Origin of the sequence: Dyadobacter chenhuakuii (assembly GCF_023821985.2) — a bacterium.
GTDB classification, from domain to species: domain Bacteria; phylum Bacteroidota; class Bacteroidia; order Cytophagales; family Spirosomataceae; genus Dyadobacter; species Dyadobacter chenhuakuii.
Window position 1 is genome coordinate 4,184,420 of sequence record NZ_CP098805.1, and the last position, 14,539, is coordinate 4,198,958.

At 45.3% G+C, this 14,539-nt stretch carries 12 protein-coding genes and 1 tRNA gene; 6 read left to right on the top strand and 7 right to left on the bottom strand.

What is annotated here, in order from left to right; genetic code table 11:
- Window positions 1–42: 42 nt before the first annotated feature.
- Window positions 43–1,953 (top strand): T9SS type A sorting domain-containing protein, encoded by a 1,911-nt coding sequence (locus tag NFI80_RS17275; protein ID WP_235165366.1) that lies wholly within the window; start codon window positions 43–45, stop codon window positions 1,951–1,953.
- A 36-nt stretch (window positions 1,954–1,989) separates the two neighbouring features.
- On the top strand, window positions 1,990–3,891 hold the full coding sequence (locus NFI80_RS17280; protein WP_235165368.1) for a T9SS type A sorting domain-containing protein: 1,902 nt from the start codon (window positions 1,990–1,992) through the stop codon (window positions 3,889–3,891).
- A 90-nt stretch (window positions 3,892–3,981) separates the two neighbouring features.
- On the opposite strand, the gene NFI80_RS17285 is transcribed toward NFI80_RS17280, so the two are convergent.
- From NFI80_RS17285 to ubiE, 3 genes are all read right to left on the bottom strand, one after another.
- Window positions 3,982–4,056 (bottom strand) — tRNA-Val (locus NFI80_RS17285).
- A 111-nt stretch (window positions 4,057–4,167) separates the two neighbouring features.
- Window positions 4,168–4,896: a type IX secretion/gliding motility protein PorT/SprT gene (porT, locus tag NFI80_RS17290; protein WP_310587943.1), complete on the bottom strand. Its 729-nt coding sequence runs from the start codon at window positions 4,894–4,896 to the stop codon at window positions 4,168–4,170.
- Window positions 4,845–5,567: a bifunctional demethylmenaquinone methyltransferase/2-methoxy-6-polyprenyl-1,4-benzoquinol methylase UbiE gene (gene ubiE / locus NFI80_RS17295; RefSeq protein ID WP_026629415.1), complete on the bottom strand. Its 723-nt coding sequence runs from the start codon at window positions 5,565–5,567 to the stop codon at window positions 4,845–4,847. The genes porT and ubiE overlap by 52 nt, the downstream gene beginning before the upstream one ends.
- A gap of 161 nt (window positions 5,568–5,728) precedes the next feature.
- Here ubiE and NFI80_RS17300 point away from each other — a divergent pair, with 161 nt between their 5' ends.
- The gene (locus tag NFI80_RS17300; protein ID WP_235165370.1) at window positions 5,729–6,511 is read left to right on the top strand and encodes a hypothetical protein; all 783 of its coding nucleotides are present in this window, start codon (window positions 5,729–5,731) and stop codon (window positions 6,509–6,511) included.
- Between the two features lie 12 nt (window positions 6,512–6,523).
- A complete protein-coding gene (locus tag NFI80_RS17305) occupies window positions 6,524–7,105 on the top strand; it encodes a hypothetical protein (protein WP_235165372.1) in 582 nt (193 codons plus the stop codon).
- Window positions 7,106–7,156: 51 nt separating this feature from the next.
- Here the strand turns inward: NFI80_RS17305 and NFI80_RS17310 are convergent, their stop codons facing one another.
- The 3 genes from NFI80_RS17310 to NFI80_RS17320 all read right to left on the bottom strand — a co-directional run bounded on the left by NFI80_RS17310 (window position 7,157) and on the right by NFI80_RS17320 (window position 13,336).
- Complete coding sequence (locus NFI80_RS17310; RefSeq protein ID WP_235165374.1) at window positions 7,157–8,389, bottom strand: sensor histidine kinase; 1,233 nt, start codon at window positions 8,387–8,389, stop codon at window positions 7,157–7,159.
- Between the two features lie 203 nt (window positions 8,390–8,592).
- On the bottom strand, window positions 8,593–10,275 hold the full coding sequence (locus tag NFI80_RS17315) for a RagB/SusD family nutrient uptake outer membrane protein (RefSeq protein ID WP_235165376.1): 1,683 nt from the start codon (window positions 10,273–10,275) through the stop codon (window positions 8,593–8,595).
- A gap of 19 nt (window positions 10,276–10,294) precedes the next feature.
- Entirely contained in the window at window positions 10,295–13,336 is a 3,042-nt protein-coding gene (locus NFI80_RS17320) for a SusC/RagA family TonB-linked outer membrane protein (protein WP_235165377.1), read from the bottom strand.
- A gap of 441 nt (window positions 13,337–13,777) precedes the next feature.
- On the opposite strand from NFI80_RS17320, the gene NFI80_RS17325 reads away from it, so the two are divergent.
- Window positions 13,778–13,930 (top strand): hypothetical protein, encoded by a 153-nt coding sequence (locus NFI80_RS17325; protein WP_235165386.1) that lies wholly within the window; start codon window positions 13,778–13,780, stop codon window positions 13,928–13,930.
- A gap of 7 nt (window positions 13,931–13,937) precedes the next feature.
- Here NFI80_RS17325 and NFI80_RS17330 read toward each other — a convergent pair whose 3' ends face one another.
- The gene (locus NFI80_RS17330; protein WP_235165394.1) at window positions 13,938–14,198 is read right to left on the bottom strand and encodes a hypothetical protein; all 261 of its coding nucleotides are present in this window, start codon (window positions 14,196–14,198) and stop codon (window positions 13,938–13,940) included.
- A gap of 118 nt (window positions 14,199–14,316) precedes the next feature.
- On the opposite strand from NFI80_RS17330, the gene NFI80_RS17335 reads away from it, so the two are divergent.
- Window positions 14,317–14,535, top strand: coding sequence for a helix-turn-helix transcriptional regulator (locus NFI80_RS17335; protein ID WP_255703588.1), 219 nt, complete (start codon window positions 14,317–14,319; stop codon window positions 14,533–14,535).
- The last annotated feature ends 4 nt before the right edge of the window (window positions 14,536–14,539 follow it).

Sequence of the window (14,539 nt, forward strand, 5' to 3'; positions counted from 1 at the left end):
CAAGTGATATTGGATCATTTTTAAATAAACACTTTTCGCACTATGAAAATAACATTACAAATACTCGCACTTATTTTAGCCAGTCTGACTGGATTTGCACAATGGAGTACAGATCCGACACAGGGAAATTTAATCCGCCAGGGGACAAACGCGATAGAGGACTTTACCCTTCACACAGATAATACTGGTGGAACATTCCTTGTCTGGGAAGATTGGCGGACATTCGGCCCGAATATCTATGCACAACGCATTACCACAGCTGGTTCGCCAAAGTGGGATGAAAATGAAGGACATATAGTCCGCCCGATGCAGGGTAACGGTGAAATGATCGCCAGCATTATGGAAATGGGATCGACAAGTGATGGAAATGGAAATGCTATCATCGCATGGTCAGATAACCGAGATGGCTTACATGTCTATGTCCAGAAGATTAACGATAACGGTGAAATGCAGTGGCAAAAGGATGGCCAAAATATTTGTAACCCATGCGCTTATGCTGATAAAGTAAAGATCATAAGTGATGGGAGCGGTGGATCGATCATTGCATGGAGTGGCGAAAGAGCTTTCGGTGAAGTTAGTGAAGTTTATATGCAACGGATCAATGAAAACGGTGTAAGTCAATGGCAAAGCAATGGTGCAAGGGTAACGAACAACGACGAGTATCACAAAATTTTACTAAACATTGTGAGCGACGGAAACAATGGTGCAATTGTAACATGGGAATATCAGCAGGATGGAATAAGTGAAATACGTGCCCAACGATTAGATAACAATGGTAACGCCCTCTGGGCGGCCGAAGGAACTATTTTAGGCAATTTCACTGACGGTAATGCAAGACAACTGGAATCTATAACTGATGGCAATGGCGGAATAATAACTGTTTGGTATGACGTGCGTAATTCTTCCGGAAACCTGTATGCGCAAAAAATCAATTCGAATGGACAACCGCAATGGACTTTTGGAGGACTTCCCATTTGTACTGCAAATGGAGATCAGACTCGTGCTAATATTGTCAGTGATGCGCAAGGAGGGGCAATCATCGCTTGGGAAGATCCGAGAAATGGCCCTCCTAACATTTACGCGCAACGGATAAATGCCAGCGGCCAGGCTCAATGGTCAGCTGACGGCATACCAGTTTATGCGCAATCTTTTAATCAGGTTAATCCACAAGTAACGCCTGACGGCGAGGGTGGTGCTGTTATATGTTGGACTGACGCCAGGAATGCCGGGGTTCCAGATAACCACAGAGACGTGTATGCCCAGCGCGTGAATGACTCCGGAACTTTACTATGGGAAAGTAACGGCATTCCGGTTGCCATTGGAGAGAGTGATCAGGGCGGTGTTGCAATCACCACTGATGATAATGGAGCCTTTGTGATCGTCTGGCTTGGTGACTACGACAGCATATTTGCATCTCGCCTTGGCAAGGACGGTGTGCTCCCCGTTACGCTGGTCACATTCGAGGCTCGTGCTGAAAATGACAATGCAGTTTTAACATGGACAACCAGTCAGGAAATCGTTAATAAGGGTTTTGAAATTCAACGCAGCGCCGATGCTAAGCATTTTGATAAGATTACGTTCGTAAATCCTTATAGCAGCGGATCCGACACGACTCAAAACTATCAATATACCGACCGCGCCCCACTCCCGGGCACTAATTATTACCGCCTCAAACAACTCGATCACGACGGAAAATTTGCTTACAGCAAGATGGTTCATGTCAACCTTCCCAAGACTTCCCATATATCCGTCTATCCCAATCCTACAATAGGTGATCTCTTCGTTGAAACAGAGAACGTTAGTGAGCGTCTACAAGTTATAGATATGCTTGGTCGCACTGTTCTTGACAAGCGCGTAGTTAAGCCCAGAACACACATTAATGTTAAGGATTTATCACCTGGAATGTATATTATAAAGGGAGGTGCTTTGAGTCAGGTTTTTGTGAAGCAATAGGTGTCATAGTTTTGCTAATCAAGCTATTAATTTGATATGAAACATTTATTCACTCTATTTTCTCTCCTTGTATTTCCGTGTTATGCCTTCGCGCAATGGAATGACAACCCGTCAATTAACACGAGGATTTGCGATTCTGAAGCCCTCCAAGATGATCACGAGCTTGCTGCTGACAATGCAGGTGGAACATTTATAGCATGGAAAGATTTACGTTCGGGAGCTCTTCATTTATATGCTCAACACATTGATTCGGAAGGATTTAAGAAATGGCCAGGCGAAGGTGTGCCCATAGCCACTGCGACGGAAAGCGACGAATATTTGATGGATTTCAAGCTTGTTGCGGATGGAGATGGTGGTGTTATTATCGTTTGGGCAGACGCACGAAATCAAGCTCCTTATGAATTCGATGCGGATATTTACGCCCAAAGAATAAATGCTAATGGTGAGGTTCAATGGACTTTCAATGGGGAAACCATATGTGATGCGTTAGGACTACAACACAGCATAGATGTAATGGAAGATGGTTCTGGCGGCGTATTCATTGTATGGGAGGATAAGCGGGACATTAACCCAAATATTTACGCCCAACACGTCAATCATTCCGGCAAGGCTGAATGGACAGCTAATGGTATGCCTGTTAGTAAAGACAATGTAAATCCCAATATCCGTCCGCAATTGGTCGCCGATGGGAATGAGGGGTTAATGGTATTTTGGCATCAAACTACATCGCCCTACGACCGCTATTATAAAGCCCAGCACCTTAGCAAAACGGGCGCTCAGCAATGGTCAAATGGCGGGCTCCAGATTATCACCCTTGGCTACGCTGACCCTTTTATAAAGCCGGAAATTATAGCTGACGGTGAAGGCGGAGCGATTGTTTCTTGGTATGAACACCTTGGAGATAGTCACCAAATCCTCGCCCAGCGCATTAATTCAACTGGTTTATCAATGTGGCCTGGCAGAGCCATTTATGTATGTGAAAGTATACTCGGCCGCGCGTTTCCAGAGATGGTGACTGATAATAGTGGAGGTGCAATAGTTATTTGGGCACACGGGCCAATTTTGCAACCCAATGCTATCCACGGCCAGAGAGTAAACGCTGCTGGTCAATTGCTATGGCCAACGATAGGATTACCTGTTATAAATAGAAATACCAGGGTATATGACTATCAACTTGTAACTGACGGAACGGACGGGGCTATTATTGCATGGACAGATGCTACATCCGATATCCGTGGACAACGAGTTACAGGCTTGGGTGTTCGTCAGTGGCACATTAAGGGTGCCACAATCTGCAGTGCAGATAACAATCAAGCTAGAATCAGAATGGTTAGCAATGGAAATTATGAAGCTCTTGTCTTTTGGTTAGACCGGAGAATTGAACCACGCCAGATATACGGCACCTTAACAAACAATCAGATTCTTTTGCCAGTGACACTAATTGCATTTGACGCCTTTGCTGAGCATAGCCAGGTTCAGTTGTTATGGACGACGTCAATGGAAACAAATAATGAGCGTTTCGACATTGAAAGAAGCAGAGACGGCAAAAAATTTGAAAAGATCGGTGAGGTTTTAGCTTCGTCTGATTCAGCTGCCGAAAAACACTATCGATTTACTGACCCTGCCCCCATCTCAGGAATTAATTACTATCGCCTCAGGCAACTCGATCATGACGGGAAATTTGCTTACAGTAAAATGGCCGTGGTAGAATCCGTCGGGGATGAAGATTTCAGCATTTATCCAAATCCCTCCCATGACCGAGTAAATATCAAATCTTCAAAAACGCTGACAAAGCTGGAAATCGTAAATATGATCGGCATTACTGTAATAACCGTCCCTGTTTCCAGTAATCATTTACCGGTTGACATCAGTTCCTTGCAGCCAGGTTTGTATGTTGTGAGAGCAGGTGTGACAAGTAAACTTTTTGTAAAGAACTGAACGGTCCCTGATCCGTTGCTTGCGAGCGGACGCCGCACGGGCAGTTATAAATGAAAAAAGAGCACCGATTTCTCGATGCTCTTTTAATCGTGGGAGTTGAGGGATTCGAACCCCCGACCCTCTGCTTGTAAGGCAGATGCTCTGAACCAACTGAGCTAAACTCCCTTTTTCCCCGTCGTTTGGGAGTGCAAATATGTAGGACGAAAATCTTCTCTGCAACTTTTTTGATAAAAAAAATTTAAAAAAATTGCAATTCATTGAAGATCAAGGCACATTTTATTCAAAATTTAAATACAATGTAACCGTGTGCGTGGACAATTTATTGATCCCGGTCCCTAAGGAATTTTTAGAAGGGTTGAAAACATTGGTTAACCCATGAGAAAAGCGCAGTTCTGGCGCGAATTTGAAAAATTCGAAAAACTGCTCGTAGCCAATGCCGTAGTCAAGCGAGAAATCACTCGATTTTGTGTCCAGCTGGCCGCCGCCCCGGTTTCTCTTTACATTGGTTTCCAAACCCAAAGTAAAGCCGGCAAGCATATACATTCTGGAATTTACCCTGCGTAAGGATTTGTATTTCAACAACAAAGGAATCTCAATCCAGGTCGATTCACGCTTTTCAGTCTTTTCGACGCCATTAGGGTAGCTGAACTTGACATTCCGGTCGTATAGGGAGACCGAGGGCGTGGTGCGGATGTCGAAATGGTCCGTCAGAAATGCATTGACGATAAAGCCCATGCGGAATGCCGCGTTGGTTGGGGATTGGATTACGAATGCGGAGTCTTTGGAGACAAAATCGTTGCTGTGCTTGATATTGAAGCGGGTGAATGGCACGCCGAAAAGGATACCATAATGGATAGGCTTGTCATCGTAAAATTCCAAATGACGGCGCCTGTACCCTATTCCCTGTGATTTCACTTCCTGAGCCGCCATCAGCAGCAAAAGAATGCCTAATATTATTTTTGCCCTATGTAAATCGAACAAATCCCGAAGGTAAGTGTAATGCATTTGGTATTGATAAAACCTGCTTTTTTATAGATTTCAAGAAAAGCTTCCCCATCCGGAAACGCCTGAACAGACTCGGGCAGATATGTATACGCCGAACTGTCTTTGGAAACGCTTTTACCGATCAATGGCAATATATATTTGAAATAAAAATTATAAAACTGCTTGAAAGGAAAGGCGCGCGGCTTGGAAAATTCAACCACCACACAAGTTCCGTTTGGCTTCATCACGCGGTTCATCTCGCTCAGTCCGACCAGCAAATTCTGGAAATTGCGTACTCCAAACGAAACGATGATTGCATCGAAATAATTGCTCTCGAAAGACAAGTTTTCGGAATCGCCGCTTTGTAATGTAATGATGTCCTGCTTCCCGAGTTTGGCAATTTTTTCCCGGCCAACAGCCAGCATTCCTTCCGAAATATCAACGCCTATGATCTTTTCGGGCTTTAATGCCAATGCTTCTATTGCGAAATCACCGGTGCCCGTTGCAATGTCCAAAATCACTTTCGGCGCCTGTTTTTTGAGCAGCTTAATGGCCCTTTTACGCCAATAAATGTCCACTCCCGCGCTAAGCAGATGGTTCAGCAGATCGTATTTTGGTGAAATATTGTCAAACATTTCGGCCACCTGCTCCCTCTTGCTGCCCTCTTTGTCCTTATATGGTACTACACTCATTTCGCTCTGCTGTTGATATAACAATTAAACAAAACTAACAGATAAATGTTGTTATTCTGACTGCCTGAATGAGGTTATTCAAATGCCATAGTGACCGAAACCAAAAACCTGCGTCTAAACGGAGAATCAACTCAGGACTAATGGTTAATCGGTTGTCAATCATGCATCAATATTTACTCGCTGCCGTGCTGGTAACGGCCACATTGGCGGCAGAAGCGCAAACGCGGCGCGTGGCTTCGTCCAATGGCATCAGCCAGAAAAAAACTTATGACAGGAATGATTATCAACCCTTTACACTAAGTTGTAATGCCGGATTAACACAGTTTTTTGGGGAAATGAATGAGCAGGATATGCGCAGCATTTTGGGATTTGGTATTGGCAGGGCTTATAACAAACAGCTTTCCCTGCATCTTGATTACCATTCAGGCAAGCTGGGCGGTCAGAATACCGATTTTTTTAATTCCTGGTTTGTCAATGCTTTTAATAGCGTGGAAGTGTTTGTAAAATGGAATTTGACGGAACAATTCAGCCATTTTGAGCCGGGTAATGCTGATTTCAGCGTTTATGGAGGGTTGGGTCTTATTCATTTTAATGCCAATGCTTTTGATCTGGACAACAATCAATTGCTCCGTTTTACCAATAGCAAACAAAGCGCACGCAATCCGCATTTCCTGAGATGGGGAAGGCCCAAAAGCCTTCGTAACATTAAAAAAACACGTGAAGGGATGCTGCCATTAGGCACTTCCCTCGATTACAAATTGTTTCAACATTGGAAGATCGGCATCGATTATCGTTTTTATTTTGTGAGGACAGATAAGCTCGATGCAACTTCCGGCATGCGGCTGATCAATGCGGAAGAAAGTGAATCATATAGTGATACACCCAATGACCAATTCAGTTTTATTGCCGTAACATTGGCCTATCGTTTTAAATTATCCCACTAGCAGAAGTCCATAATGTTCTCAAACGCTGTCAAATACAAACTTTATCCAACATTACTTAACCGTTTCGATCGATTCGAAAAGGGCTACATCACTGAAACGGAGCTTCTTAATAGTGTGAACCGCCTGCCAGTCCCGCAAACGGAAGCGCAGCGGAAAGGTGTTTCATTCGAGGAAGCGGTGATCAAAGGCATTGACGAAGAGGAATTTGACCCTGAAATCCTTTCGCGCGTACGCGCACTTCTGCCCCGGCCGATGCTGAAAACGCAGGTGTATTGCGAATATCAGGTTGAGGATGTGCTGCTTTATGGCTATGTGGATGTGCTTGGCAAGATGGTTGCTGTCGACATTAAAACAACAAGTAACTATCAGCCAGGATGTTATGCGGCAAGCCACCAGAATTTTTATCTTCCTGCATTACGCGGCAAAGGAATCCGCAGCCTGAAATATGTAATTACGGATTTTAAAGATGTTTATCAGGAAGAATATGACCATTCAATGGATTTTTCCGCTCAAATGATGCAAATCAAGTCCTTCTGCGAGTTTTTGGAAACTAACCGGGGTGAAATTACGGATTTGAGGATTTTTGGAAATTGAATTTTCTTATTCTTACAAGTTTTCCTGGTCAAAGATGAGGCAATAGGCGCACTATGCGTTATCCTGAGAAAATGTAAGGGTAACCGTTGTTACCTGCTCTACAGATTCCATCAACAGTCTGATTTTCAGAAGCGACGTAATTTCCTTCACAAGAATCAGTCCGATTCCCAGTCTTTCGGCCATACCCAGCGGCGGGTATGCACCGTCTGAACCTGCATTAGAATTCAGCCATTGCATAATGTTATCGGGGACGGTATTTCCCGTGTTTTGAAGCATGACCATGGCCTCGTCCCCTTTTACCGAAGCTGCAATTGTTATTTTCCCGTTTAGCGTGTGTTTGTTTGCATTGTCAATCAAATTATGCAAGACAATCCCTAAAAGATTCGGGTTACTGGAGACGTGAATGGATGGGTCAACATCTATTTCAAGCTCATTGCCATGTGTCCTGATAATTCCGTCAAACAAATCCGCCTTATCCTTTACAAGCTGTGCAAGATTTACCTGTTCGGTTATAGCCAGCTTCTGATGAACGGGAAGCTTGGTAAAGTCCAGCAGGTTTTCCACAAAACCCATCATCGTTTCCAGTGATTTGTGCAGTTCGGTGCTATATTCATGTATAGGCGCGTAATTTTTCGCGTCCGCCAACCGGGAAATTTCTCTGGAAACAACTATCAGAAAGCCAAATGGCCCGCGAATGTCATGGGTAATGGAGGCGACCAGGCGTGATTGGATATATAACTGATGTTCAAGATCTTCCTGCGATTTTTCCAACGAGATCAATGCTTGCTGAAGAGCCTGGGTGCGTTCCATAACGGCCTGCTCGAGAAGCCGGTTTTCAATTTTAACTTTTTCAATAGCGAGCCGCTCAATTTCTTTCCGCTGAAAGCGCGTTTCGGCGTCTCGTTTAAGAAAATAGGCCGCCGGGATCAGGATAACGCTCATGAGAATGCCACGGCTGCAAAGCATGAGAATTTTGATCCCTAATGGGTTTGGGGCTGTCCTGAATGGAAAATCTTTGAAAACGGGGTTGAATGTGAAATAAAACACATTCGAAAGCACACAGCAGCATAGCAATGAAAGAAGCAGCCCTGCCCAGCGCCCTTGTTTTTGTTGGATATAATTGATGCAATACCAGCAAGCGAGGCTCATAAAGAAGATGACAATTTCCGAGCCGATCAGGTTTACCGGGTCATTCCACTGCCCTTCTGACAGGCGGGCAGGCAAAATAAAAACAGGGATTGAAGCCGCAACGATTATGCCTGCCTTGTGAAGATTTTTATGCATTCAAAAATGACTAATTTACTTACGCCAACTTTGACCGTGTTCTACGATCGGGACCAAAGTTAGCAATTACACCCAGCGGTTGTACGATTCCGGCTGGATGCGCAGCTCCTTACGTAAATCGGAGAGGGATTCCTTGTGGGCGGCTACCGTCTGGCGGCTGCTCATAAGGCGTCCCTCTCCGATAATTAATGTTTAAAAAACAATCAGTTATAACCTGGATTCTGTTTGAACTCGTCTTTATTTGTAATCGCATCCAATTGCACTTGCGGAATCGGGCGGAGATTATGGGTTTCTTTAATGTTCGCTTTGGCGTCCATGTTGTATTTCTGAACGTAGCTTACCAGTTTTCCGGTCCGTTTCAAGTCGTACCAGCGGAGCAGTTCGCCTGCCAGCTCGCGGGCGCGTTCGTCGAGAATGAAATCAATGTTCAGGTCTTTGGCTGCGACCGTCATACTCGCTTCTTTACCCGGAATCGCACGTTTTTTGCGCAGATCGTTAATGTAAGTCAGCGCTTCGGCAGGATTTGTCTTCATTAATGCTTCCGCCGCGATTAGATATAGTTCGGCGATCCGGATCACAAACCCGTCGCGGGCGCTCCATTCCTGGTTGGCCGTCAGGCGGGTTGGGTCCATTAATTTGCTCATTTGAATAAACTGAGACCTTAACAGCAGCGATCCGTCTTCCTTATACATGGTGTTGCGGTCGAAGATTTTATAACGACCGGCTGCGTTTGCAATTTGTGCGGGCGTAGCCACCGTTTTCATGAAAACCATGGATGTGTCGCCAAAAGCCATCTTAGGATAACCATTCACCGTTCCGGCTTTCAGATTGGCCATATTAGCAAGCCAAACCGTCTGAAAAGTGCCTGCATAGCGCTGATCGACCTTTTCGTCAAACAAATCAAGCAAATGCAATGTGGGCACATAGCGCTGGTAAGGACGCCCGTACGCAACCGACCGCTCCATCCCGGGCTGCTTATCGTACACCATAATGTAATGCAAATGGCTGTTATTGCCCTTGCCCGCGGCCGCATCATAATCCCCGTTCATGGTGTCGTCATTGGTATAATTCACGTAGTAAACGACCTCGGAATTAGTGCCGCCTTCGGAATTTTTCATATCCCAAAGCGATTTAAAATCAGAAAATAAGGCATAGCGACCCGATGCAATCACTTCCTTGGCCAATGTGGCCGCCAACGCATACATCTCAGCATTGTTGGTCGAACTCGCACGGGTAAGGGCCATTCTGGCTTTGAATGCTTTTGCCACGTCCTGCGTGATGCGGCCGTTTGTCGATTTCGCGGGCGCCAGGTTGGCGATTGCAATGTCCAGATCAGCAAAAATCACCTTATAAAAATCCTCTACACTCGACCTTTTTGCAGTAGTAACGGCACCGGCAGTTGGCTCTGTTTGCAGCACTACATCGCCCCAGGTTTCGGTGATGAGCCACAAGTAATGTGCCCGCAAAAAGCGCACTTCGCCTTCATATTGCTTGTTCATAGCTTCCGACAAAATCGGCGCCGGGAGCAGCTTCAATGCTGTGTTACAAGTGTTTAAGGCTTTATATAAATGTCCCCAGTAATCCTTCAAATTCGTTTGAGCACCATTCAGATCGACGGTATAATCCGAAATCTGATTGGCCTTGTTATCACCGCCGCGCAGGAAGAGATCGGTGCCAGTTTCGGCAAATGCAGATGGAAATTCTTTGCCATACCAGAGTCTTGTACCTGAATAAGAGGCATTTACGGCTGCTGTCATTCCCAGTTCGGTCTGGAAAAACGGGTCTTCGGTCAGGCCGCTTTTATTGGTTTCGGAAAGATAGTCTTCGCAGGAAGTGAGCCCCACGAGCGAAAAAGCCATGAGTAAGGCCGTTATTTTTATTTTCATTGGAATGTCTGTTTTTGTATTAAAAATCAATGTTTACACCAAAGATCATCTGCTTCACCAGCGGGAAATCCAAATTGCCGCCGCGCTCCGGATCGTAATCCTTGATCTTGCTGAAAGTGAAATAGTTTTGCAGCGTTCCATAAACCCGCACCCGGCCCACACCGATCTTTTTGGTTAAAGCCGAAGGAATGTTGTAGCCCAACGACACATCCCGGATCTTCACGAAGGAACCTTTGACATAACCCAAAGTAGACTGATATAAATAATTTGTGGTTGAGTATGAGCTGTTTGGCCTAGGAAAAGCATTGGTCGGATTTTCCGGCGTCCAATAATCTACATTCGAAGAGTTTTCAAGTGCACTCGGCTTGTAAGCGCCAGCATTATATTCGTAATTGATATAATGCCCAATGCGGCCGTAGACGAACACGCTCAGGTCAAAGTTTTTGTATTCAAAATGGTTATTGACCCCGAAAGAGAATTTTGGCACATTCGAGAATGTCGTGCGGTCACCCGGATCCACCACGCCGTTGCCGTTCATATCGGCCACTTTTACATCGCCCGGCTTATTTTGTCCAAAATCCAAAGCCGCTTCCTCCTCCCCTAACTGCCAGATGCCGATCTTTTTATAATCGAAAAACACCTTCGTAGGCTCGCCCACAAACCATTTATTGGCTTCATTGCGTGTTACGCCATTATTTAAGGCAATGATCTTTTCGCGGTTCAGCGTGAACGTCCAGTCCGTAGACCAGTTGAATGCTTTGCCGGCAATATTTTGCGTCGTTATCGCAAGCTCAATCCCCTTATTTTCAACCTGACCAATGTTTTCGAGGATTTCGCTGTAACCCGTGTGCGTCGGCAGCAAGCTGGGCAACAGCAGATCACGCGTCCGTGAGCGGTAAACGTCGACCGTTCCCGTAATCCTGTTTCCGGCCAACCCAAAGTCCAGACCGGCATTCCAGGTGCCCGTTGTTTCCCAGGTTAATGCTGGATTCGGGATCACGCTTGGCCAGTAACCAAATGCCGCACTCGTCCCGAAAGCATACGCAGAAAGTCCCAAGCCGCCTTTTGTAGCATAAGGATCAATGGTCGAATTCCCCGATCTTCCCCAGCTCACGCGCAATTTAAGGTCATTGAAAACCTTGCTATCCTGTAAAAACGGCTCCTCGATCACGCGCCAAGCTCCCGAAACGGAAGGAAAATAGCCCCATTTGTTCCCTGCGGCCAAAACCGAAGATCCATCCGCACGCAGCGACGCCTGGAAAATATATTTGTTGCTCAACTTGTAATTAACCCTTCCGAAAAACGATGCAATGGTCGTTTCCCGCAACCGGCTGCCGATGGCTTTGGAAATGGTGTTAGAATTGAGGTCGTGGTAAGAAGTGATCGGCGATGCCTGGTTGTTGCCGGAAGATGTGTATTCCTCATATTTAGTCCCCAGCGAACTCGTTCCCAACAGCCCCTGGATCTGGTGGTTACCAATGGTTTTGTTGTAATTTAATGTGTTCTCCCAGGTGTAGTTGAAGTAATTATTGATCTCAACCCCCGAGTTCGAGTTACGGCCCGCATTCGCAACCGTGTTATAACCTTTGTAATATCCGCGACGGAAGTCCCTGAAATCCAGACCGATCGTTGATTTCAAAAACAGATCATTCGTAATTTTTACATCCAGGTAAGCCGAAGAAAACAGGCGTTTGTCCACAATGTTGTTTACAAAAACGCCCGGCTGCTCGTCGGCCAGCGGCGTAAATTGCGCGCTGTAACCAGGCGCAGGGTTCAGGATCAACGTGCCGTCATCATTAAAAGCCTTCGCAATAGGAAGAATTTTGTTGGCCATATTCAGCGGATTATCGCGCTTATCCTGATTTTTGTAAGAATAAATCGCGCTTAACCCCACCCGGAAACGGTCATTCAACCGATGATCCACACTGATCTTACCATTCAATCTGCGATATACATCATTGAGCAGCAGTCCCTTATCTTTTTGATAACCAAATGACGTCGAGAATGTTGTCTTTTCGCTGCCGCCAGTGAGATTGATCTCATAATTCTGCATTAAGCCGTTCTGGAAAATGTAGCTTTGCCAATCTTCAAACTGCTTATCCTTAATGTATTGCAATTCGGTAACCTGGAAAATATCTTCATCCTTCCGGTAAACATCGCCGTTTGTGGTCCGGTAAGCCTCACGTTTTTGCTGCGCATATTCCTCCCCGTTCATCATCCGCGGATACAGCGCCTTTTTGTTCATCGACACATAGGAATTGAACGACAGCGTCGACTTGCCCGATGAGCCCTTTTTCGTGGTAATAATGATCACCCCGTTCGCACCGCGCGTTCCATAAATCGCAGTTGACGCCACATCTTTCAAAACCTCAATCGACGCAATGTCCGTGGGATTAATGTCAATAAAAGAACCGTATGGAATCCCATCCACCAGCACAAGCGGCTTATTATCAGCCCGTAACGACCTATTTCCGCGTAAAACAATGTTGATATCCGCACCCGGCTGACCAGAGCTCTGCGTAATGTCGATCCCTGAAACCTTCCCCTGCAACGACCTCAGCGCATTTGTAGTCGGAATCGCCGTAATATCCTTCGCCTTCACCGACGTAATCGCCCCCGTAACGTCACTTTTTTTCATCGTTCCGTAACCTACCACCACAATTTCTTCCAGCGCCTTCGTATCAGCCAGCAGTTTCACATCGATAACCGAGCGGTTACTCACCTCAATTTCCTGACTGATATAACCAACGTAAGAAAAAACGAGCGTCGCGTTTCCGGCCGGGATCGTGATTTTGTACAAACCATTTGCATCCGTCGTAGCGCCCGTAGTCGTTCCTTTCAGTAAAATACTGACGCCTGGAAGTTGCTCTCCATTATCGCCCGTCACTTTTCCTGAAATGTCCAAAACAGCATTCGGCCCTTCCTTCCCGACTGTCAACACCACCGGATTTGCCGCGATATGCGCATGGCTTCCCGCATAAACCTGCTGACTACCAACCGGTAAGACTCCATACATGAGCACCAGCCCCAGGGCCGATACGCTTTGTAGTTTTCTAAACATACATCATAACAGTTTATATTATTCTATTTATTAATGCAAAAGTGACATTCAAAAAACGGGTACAATCCTGCCGGAAAAAGCGGTTCGGAGCTTGTGTCTGGAAATGAATGTTCAGGTGAATGCCGAAGCGGATCGGAATATTAATAATCGAAGAAATTATTGATTATCTTTTTCACGGACGCCGCCTTCGCTAAAAGGAAGGTTAGCGTTTAGCAAGAAATGCCAAAGGTTTTGGACAAATATATTTATGCAAACGATGTCGGGAACGATGCCAAAATAGAATCGAACCATTTTTTTGTTGGATAATTCAGGATTTTTTAATCGATTTTTAATGAAGGCAGTCAGTTTGTGTCCGGAGGTAAATTGGATTAAATTGATAATAGCCAAGCAAAATGAAAATCCCGGAGGGATGCAATATTGGTAGTAACAAAAATAATGGCGATGCAAAGTCAAATCCCGGAGGGATGCGACGGCTTGCACGATGTTGCATCCCTCCGGGATTTTATCATTGTTTATGGACACATTGGCTACCGCGCGACTGCTACCAATATTGCATCGCTCCGCGATTTGCTTTATACCAGATATACGAATTAGGCAATGTTCAACGGATAATTGCGATTCCATCTTCATTCAGACATTCTTCCAAAAATATTCTCCCCGATTCTATCGAAAAATCAAACACAAACCGCCTCGCTGATCCCGCATCCGCAAATTGCGCCACCGTTTCCAACATTAACTCCTGCCCCGCGGAGTCGACCACGAATGCTGTAATGCGAACAATTTCCTGGTTTTCGTCGCTGCGATCACGGTGGAGGCAGATTTGAGTTTCTGGCTTTGGAAGAGTTAGGATTTTGAAGTTCATGTGTGCTGATTTGTTGAAACGAAGGCATCCTATTGTTTAACAAATGTAAACAAAGTCTGCAAAATACAACGTATTCGTTGTGTAAAATGTATTTGTTTAATGTGTCCTTTATTATTCTATGGAAAAGGATGAAGAACTAACGAAGCTTGGTCTAAGAATAAAGGAATTGCGTAAGATGAAAAACGTCACGCAGGAAGAGCTCGCGCACGTGATCGACAAAGATCAGCAATCGATACAACGCCTTGAAGCAGGAAAAATCAATCCATCCTTTCTCTATCTCCAGCAAATCGCCAAAGGCTTGGGGATGCCGCTAAGCGAAATTTTCTCAGAGCCATAATTAT

What these genes read in the sequence shown, in the direction of transcription:
- NFI80_RS17275 (WP_235165366.1), top strand. Translation starts at nt 43, where the DNA reads ATGAAAATAACATTACAAATACTCGCACTTATTTTAGCCAGTCTGACT.
- NFI80_RS17280 (WP_235165368.1), top strand. Translation starts at nt 1,990, where the DNA reads ATGAAACATTTATTCACTCTATTTTCTCTCCTTGTATTTCCGTGTTAT.
- porT (WP_310587943.1), bottom strand. Translation starts at nt 4,896, where the DNA reads ATGCATTACACTTACCTTCGGGATTTGTTCGATTTACATAGGGCAAAA.
- ubiE (WP_026629415.1), bottom strand. Translation starts at nt 5,567, where the DNA reads ATGAGTGTAGTACCATATAAGGACAAAGAGGGCAGCAAGAGGGAGCAG.
- NFI80_RS17300 (WP_235165370.1), top strand. Translation starts at nt 5,729, where the DNA reads ATGCATCAATATTTACTCGCTGCCGTGCTGGTAACGGCCACATTGGCG.
- NFI80_RS17305 (WP_235165372.1), top strand. Translation starts at nt 6,524, where the DNA reads ATGTTCTCAAACGCTGTCAAATACAAACTTTATCCAACATTACTTAAC.
- NFI80_RS17310 (WP_235165374.1), bottom strand. Translation starts at nt 8,389, where the DNA reads ATGCATAAAAATCTTCACAAGGCAGGCATAATCGTTGCGGCTTCAATC.
- NFI80_RS17315 (WP_235165376.1), bottom strand. Translation starts at nt 10,275, where the DNA reads ATGAAAATAAAAATAACGGCCTTACTCATGGCTTTTTCGCTCGTGGGG.
- NFI80_RS17320 (WP_235165377.1), bottom strand. Translation starts at nt 13,336, where the DNA reads ATGTTTAGAAAACTACAAAGCGTATCGGCCCTGGGGCTGGTGCTCATG.
- NFI80_RS17325 (WP_235165386.1), top strand. Translation starts at nt 13,778, where the DNA reads ATGCAAAGTCAAATCCCGGAGGGATGCGACGGCTTGCACGATGTTGCA.
- NFI80_RS17330 (WP_235165394.1), bottom strand. Translation starts at nt 14,198, where the DNA reads ATGAACTTCAAAATCCTAACTCTTCCAAAGCCAGAAACTCAAATCTGC.
- NFI80_RS17335 (WP_255703588.1), top strand. Translation starts at nt 14,317, where the DNA reads ATGGAAAAGGATGAAGAACTAACGAAGCTTGGTCTAAGAATAAAGGAA.